Annotated in this window: 2 protein-coding genes; both read left to right on the top strand. The window is 69.9% G+C overall.

Annotated features, from left to right (window positions below; genetic code table 11):
* Positions 1–61 precede the first annotated feature (61 nt).
* The gene (locus AB1L88_RS26905; RefSeq protein WP_367099807.1) at positions 62–637 is read left to right on the top strand and encodes a winged helix-turn-helix domain-containing protein; all 576 of its coding nucleotides are present in this window, start codon (positions 62–64) and stop codon (positions 635–637) included.
* The gene (locus AB1L88_RS26900; protein ID WP_367099808.1) at positions 519–1139 is read left to right on the top strand and encodes an IS630 family transposase; all 621 of its coding nucleotides are present in this window, start codon (positions 519–521) and stop codon (positions 1137–1139) included. The genes AB1L88_RS26905 and AB1L88_RS26900 overlap by 119 nt, the downstream gene beginning before the upstream one ends.
* The last annotated feature ends 22 nt before the right edge of the window (positions 1140–1161 follow it).

Below are 1161 nucleotides of genomic sequence, written 5' to 3'. Positions count from 1 at the left end.
TGATACCGAATCCATCTGATCGGTTATTATAAGGGAATCTCCTGTTCTCATGGAGGTTCCCATGGCTCGCCCACGACTCCCGATCGTCTTGCACCTGCCCCCGGAGGAGATCGCCCGACGCTACCGCAGCTGCCGTCGCGGTCTCGAGAAGACCCACTGGCAGGTCCTCTGGCTCGTGACCCGGCCGGAGGACCCGCTCAGCCCCGCACAGGCCGCCGCGCAGGTCGGCCTGTCGGCCGTCTGGGTCCGTGCCCTGATCAAACGCTGGAACGCCCAGGGACCGGACGGCCTGGCCGACCGCCGCGCCGCCACCAACGGCGGCCACTGCAAGCTCTCGACCGACCAGCAGATCGACCTCTGGGACGCCCTGCAGCACCCCCCGCCCGACGGCGGGCTCTGGACCGGGCCGAAGGTCGCCGCTTACGTCCACGACCGTTGGGGGATCACCGTCTGCGTCCAGACCGGCTGGAACTGGCTGCGGGGCCTGGGCTTCTCGCTGCAGGTGCCGCGCCCCCATCATCCGGAGGCCGCCACGCCCGCCGAAGTGCGGGCGTGGAAAAGACGACCTGGCCCGGCGGCTCGACGGGCTCCGCCGCGGGCATCCGGAGACGACCCTCGAACTCTGGGCCGAGGATGAGGCCCGGCTCGGGCTCAAGCCGATCGCCCGGCGGGTCTGGGCGATCAAGGGGCGGCGTCCCACGGCGCACGGCCGCACCAAGTACCAGTGGCTCTACGTCTATGGCTTCGTCCACCCGGCCAGCGGCCGAAGCCTGGAGCTGATCCTGCCGGCGGCGAACACCGAGTGGATGGCCGCGGCCCTGGCGGAGTTCGCCCGCTGGGCCGATCCGGAGGGCCGCAAGCTCCTGGTCGTGGTGGTCGACAACGCCGGCTGGCACCTCGCCAAGCGTTTGGAGGTTCCCGCGAACGTGGTGCTGCATCGGCTGCCGCCGTGCACGCCGGAGTTGCAGCCGGTCGAGCCGCTCTGGCCGCTGCTTCGCGAGGCGGTGGCCAATCAGGGCTTCGAGGACCTGGAGGCGATGGAGGAGACGGTGGCCGAGCGATGCCGGTGGCTGATGGGCCACCCCGAGGTCGTTCACGGGGCGTCCGGCTTCCACTGGGCCGTTGCCCTCAATGGTTAGTGATTCAGTGGATTCGGTATGA

The sequence above is a fragment of the Tautonia sp. JC769 genome, assembly GCF_040717455.1.
In the GTDB taxonomy this organism is placed as follows: domain Bacteria; phylum Planctomycetota; class Planctomycetia; order Isosphaerales; family Isosphaeraceae; genus Tautonia.
This window is presented reverse-complemented; position numbering and strand designations above follow the sequence as displayed.